Source organism: Spongiactinospora gelatinilytica, from assembly GCF_003236385.1.
Taxonomy (GTDB): domain Bacteria; phylum Actinomycetota; class Actinomycetes; order Streptosporangiales; family Streptosporangiaceae; genus Spongiactinospora; species Spongiactinospora gelatinilytica.
In genome coordinates this window covers 1-3,430 of record NZ_POUA01000559.1, presented here as the reverse complement: position 1 = coordinate 3,430, position 3,430 = coordinate 1, and the positions used below count along the sequence as shown (strand labels likewise).

Sequence of the window (3,430 nt, the reverse complement as noted above, 5' to 3'; positions counted from 1 at the left end):
GGGCAGGCCCGGGGCGGGGGTGAAGGCACCGAGGAGGGCGAGCATTTCGCCCCAGAAACCGGCGAGGCCCGGGATGCCGAGGGAGGCGATGCAGGCGAAGGTGAGCAGCGCCCCCAGGCGAGGGACTCGGGTGAGCATGCCGCCGCCCATGGACGGCATGTCGGCCGTGCCGTACCGATCCTTGATCGCGCCCGCGAGGAAGAAGAGCAGGCCGGTGATCAGGCCGTGGGCGATGTTGCCGAACAGGGCCGCGTTGATGCCCACCGGCGTGAGGGTGGCGAAGCCGAGCAGCACGAAACCCATGTGGCCGATGGAGGAGTAGGCGATCATGCGTTTCAGGTCGCGCTGGGCCAGGCAGGCCAGGGCCCCGTAGATGATGCCGACCACCGCGAACGCGCCCAGCCAGGGCGCGACGGCCGCCGCGCCCTCGGGCAGGATCGGGATCGCGATGCGGGCGAAGCCGTACGTGCCCATCTTCAGCAGGACGCCCGCCAGCAGGACCGAGCCGACCGTGGGGGCCTCGGTGTGCGCGTCCGGGAGCCAGGTGTGCAGGGGCCACATCGGGGTCTTCACCGCGAGCCCGAGGCCGATCGCGACGAACGCGAGCACCTGGGCCGCCCGCGTCATGCCGGCCCCGGGCGTGCGGGCCAGCGCGACCATGTCCAGGGTGCCGGCCTGCGCCCAGATCAGCAGCAGGCCGAGTAGCAGGATCACCGAGCCGAGCAGCGTGTAGAGGATGAACTTGACCGCCGCGGCGCGGCGGCCCGGGCCGCCCCAGATGGCGATCACGAAGTACATCGGGATCAGCACGACCTCGAAGAACACGAAGAACAACAGCAGGTCGAGCGCCAGGAACGTGCCGAGCATGCCGACTTCGAGCAGCAGCAGGGCGAAGACCAGGGCGCGCGGGCGCGGGCTCCCGGCACCGGCCAGGTAGACGAAGCAGAGCAGGGTGAGGAGCGACGTCAGGACGATGAGCGGCAGCGAGATGCCATCGACGCCCAGGTGGAAGTGGATGGCGAGCCCTGGAATCCAGGGCAGGTCGATGACGAACTGCATGCGGGCGGCGTCGCCGTGGTCGAAGGTGGCGGCCAGCAGCACGGTCAGTGCGAACGTGACCGCCGAGACGGCCAGCGAGTGCCACCGCAGCACTCGTGCGCTACCCGGGCCGTCACGCCCCGCGAGCACGGCCAGCGCTCCGAGCAGTGGAACCCCGAGGATGGCGATGGGCAGCCAGTTCATCCCAGCATCACCGCCCCCACCGCGATGAGCAGGACGCCCGCCAGCACACCGCTCAGGTAGAGCTGGGCATTGCCATTTTGGGCGAACCTCAGCAGACCGGACATCCCAACCGCAGCCCTGCCCGAGCCGCGTACCGCGCCGTCGACCATGTGCGTGTCGGTCGCGACGACCGCCCGGGAGAGCCGCAGCAACGGCCGGACGAGCAGCGCCCGGTACAAGCGGTCGATCCCGAAGGCGCGCTCGCAGGCCACCCGGAACGGCCCGAGCAGCCGCGCCGGATCGGCCACCGGATCGGCGCGCCACACGACGTACGTGACGGCCGCGCCGAGCAGCGCCAGCGCGACGGTGATCGCGGCCGCCGTCCAGTGGACCTCGCCGAGGCCGACCAGCCCGAGAAGCAGCGCCGGGACCGCGAGCACGATGATCGGCAGTCGCATCGACCGCGGCGCCTCCTGGCCGGTGAAGACGTGCGCCGTGCCGGGCGCGGGCTCGGGCAGGGCGACGACATGCGCTTCGCCGAAGAAGGTGCGCAGCCACGCCCGGGTCGCGTACGCGCCGGTCACGGCCACCGTCGCGAGCGTGCAGGCGTGGAGCAGCCAGCCGGCCGCGCCGGTAAGCAGGCCGTCCGCGCCGGCCCGCTCGACCGCGACGACCACGGCGTCCTTGCTGAAAAAGCCGCTCGTCGGCGGCAGGCCCATCAGCGCGGCGAAGCCGATCGTCATGGTCACGAAGGTGACCGGCATCGAACGACGGAGGCCGCCCATGTCGCGCATGAGGTTGGAGCCGACGGCGTGGATCACCGCGCCCGCGCACAGGAACAACAGCGCCTTGAACGCCCCATGCGTCAGCAGATGGAAGATCGCCACGCTCTCGTCACGGGCGGCCAGGGCCGCGGCCATGTACGCGAGCTGGCTGATGGTGGAGTAGGCGAGGACCCGCTTGAGGTCGTCTTGGGCGAGCGCGGCCAGCGCGGCCGCGAGCATGCCGAGCGCGGCGAGTACGGCCAGTACGTCGAGCGTCGGCCCGGCGGCCTCGAAGACCGGGAACAGCCTGGCCACCAGGAAGATGCCGGCCGCCACCATCGTGGCGGCGTGGATCAGCGCGCTGATCGGGGTCGGGCCCGCCATGGCGTCGGGCAGCCAGGTGTGCAGCGGCACCTGGGCGCTCTTGCCCGCGACACCGGCCAGTAGCAGCATCGTCGCGGTGACGAGGGTGGCCGGGGACATCTGGGGCACCGCGGCGATGACATCGGAGATCCGGAGGCTGCCCGCGCCGACCCCGAGGGTGAACAGGCCGAACAGGAACCCCACGTCACCGAGCCGGGTGACCAGGAACGCCTTGACCGCCGCGCGGGAGTTGGCGCGGTCTTCCCACCAGTGCCCGATGAGCAGGTAGGAGCACAGGCCCATGACCTCCCATCCGACGTAGAGGAGCAGCAGGTCTCCCGCGTAGATCACCAGCAGCATGGCGCTGGTGAACAGGCTGATGAAGGCGCTGTAGGAGGGGTAGCGGGGGTCGCCGTCGAGGTAGCCGACCGAGTAGACCTGGACGGCGAGGGCCACGACGGTCACCAGCAGGCCGACCACCACTGACAGGGTGGTCACCTCCAGGGCGACCGTGATGGGCAGCGAGCCGGTGTCGATGACCGTCAGGGTGCCTGCCTGCGAGCGGCCGTCGTACGACGTGGCGCCCCACGCGGACCACCAGGCGTAGGCGATCCAGACCGCCAGTGCCGTGGACAGGGCGGTGGGCGCGATGGCGATGATGGCGGCACGGCGTGCGGCAGCCCGAGCCGGGTCGGCATCGGCGGCCTGTCCTCGGCTACCTCGGCCGGTCGGCCGAAGAGCCGCGGCCACGCTGGGTGTAGAGCCCGACTGCCCGGCTGCGGCCATGTCGGGTGTTGTGCCCGGCAGGCGACGTAGGCGTGGCAGGCGCGAGAGAAGCAGGGCGGCGATCGATGCCAGGAACGGCAGCAGTGTCGCCGCAACGGCGGACATCACGATCACGGCTCCGCCTCCTCACCGGCCCTGCCGTCGGCCTGGTCTCCTGTGTCTTCGCCCTCGCCCTCGCCCTGGCCGGCGCCTCCTGCCGGAGAAGGAGTCGGTGACGTGGTGGCGAAGGCCGGACTGCCTGAGGGGGAGGCGGAGTGCGGTGCGGTTGTGGCGGGGGCAAGTGATGTGGTTCGGGG

Annotated in this window: 2 protein-coding genes; both read right to left on the bottom strand. The window is 71.4% G+C overall.

Annotated features, from left to right (window positions below):
• Nucleotides 1-1,242 (bottom strand): complex I subunit 4 family protein (locus tag C1I98_RS36840; protein ID WP_111171898.1); only part of this gene is annotated, 1,242 nt, incomplete at its 3' end.
• Entirely contained in the window at nt 1,239-3,239 is a 2,001-nt protein-coding gene (locus C1I98_RS36835) for an NADH-quinone oxidoreductase subunit 5 family protein (RefSeq protein ID WP_111171899.1), read from the bottom strand. The genes C1I98_RS36840 and C1I98_RS36835, both read right to left, overlap by 4 nt.
• Nucleotides 3,240-3,430: the final 191 nt, after the last annotated feature.